Origin of the sequence: Arthrobacter sp. BB-1 (genome assembly GCF_006151685.1) — a bacterium.
GTDB lineage: Bacteria > Actinomycetota > Actinomycetes > Actinomycetales > Micrococcaceae > Arthrobacter.
The window spans coordinates 1-1431 of sequence record NZ_VDEV01000050.1; the positions used below are offsets into that span (position 1 = coordinate 1).

Consider the following 1431-nt stretch of genomic DNA (forward strand, 5'->3'; position numbering starts at 1 on the left):
TGAACTGCTCCCCGGAAGTTGGACTGAGAAATTCAGTTCCGACTCCCGGGGAGCAGTTTTATGCGTGCGTCTAGTTCGCTATCGGAGGATCAGCGCGAGGTCGCTGTAACGTGGTTTGAGAAGGGCGTTGCCGATACGGCGACGGCCAACTTGCTGGGCGTCGCCCGCTCGCCGGTCCGTCGTCTTTATCTGCGGTGGAAGATCCATGGCCGGGGAGCGTTGATGACTAAGCCGACAAAACGCGCATACTCGTTTGAATTCAAGCTCGGTCTGGTCAAACGCTTCGCTGCAGGCGAGACTGCGCAAGATCTCGCTTCAGAAGCTGGCCTGTCATCACCCAAACTTCTGGAAACGTGGGCTCGCGCATATCGCCGGGAGGGGGCGGACGCCCTGCGCCCGAAAGCAAAAGGCCGACCCAGTAAGACCGGCGGCCCGCCACCAGTGGAGCTATCGGAACTGGAACGACTCCGGCGGGAAAACGAGCGTTTGCGGGCCGAGGTGGCTTACCTGGGAAAATTGCGGGCCTTGAGGGCGCAGGAACGACGGTGAAGGTTCAAGCCCTCATCGCTCTCAAGGCTGACTTTTCCCTCTCGGCACTGCTTCAGGTCACAGGTCTTGCCAGGTCCACATTCTTCTACCATCAGGCCCGTCTCCAAGCTCCCGACCCCCTGGAGGCGATTAAGGCCAAGGTCATCGACATTTTCGAGAAGAACCATGGCCGGTACGGGCACAGGCGGATCCATGCAGAACTGGTCAAGCAAGGATGGACGATCGCCAAGAAGACCGTGCTGAAACTCATGCATGCGATGCGTCTCGTCTGCAAAGTCCGGCGAAAGAAGCGTTACAGCTCCTACAAGGGTGACCAAGGGAAGGTTGCCCCGAACATACTCAATCGGAAGTTTGAGGCCGATGGCCCCAACAGGAAATGGGTGACAGATGTAACCGAGTTTCGGGTCGGGGACCGGAAACTCTACCTCTCACCGGTCATGGACCTTTTCGACCGACAAATCATTTCCCACACCATCAGCTCGTCCCCGAACCTGGAGCTCACCAACACTTCGCTGCGCGAGGCCCTCAGCAGACTCGATCATGGCCAGCAGCCGCTGGTGCATTCGGACCAAGGCTTTCAGTACCAGCACGCTTCCTGGCGAACTCTCCTGAAGAGCGCCGGCGCCATCCAATCGATGTCCCGCAAAGCCAACTGCTACGACAACGCCGTAATGGAGAACTTCTTCGGACACCTCAAAGAAGAGCTATTCCACCGTGTCCGGTTCCTCAACACCGACGCACTCACCACGGCACTGCACGAGTACATCCGCTGGTACAACAACGACCGGATCTCAACAAAGCTCAAGGGCCTGAGCCCGGTGCAATACCGTGCTCAGGCCCTTGCGGCTTAGGCTCTTACTTAGCCAGTCCAACTTCCGGGGA

Annotated in this window: 1 pseudogene; it reads left to right on the plus strand. The window is 58.4% G+C overall.

Annotated features, from left to right (window positions below):
- The first annotated feature begins 115 nt into the window (after positions 1 to 115).
- Positions 116 to 1400 (plus strand): annotated as a pseudogene (locus FHJ30_RS21190) (IS3 family transposase).
- Positions 1401 to 1431 lie beyond the last annotated feature (31 nt).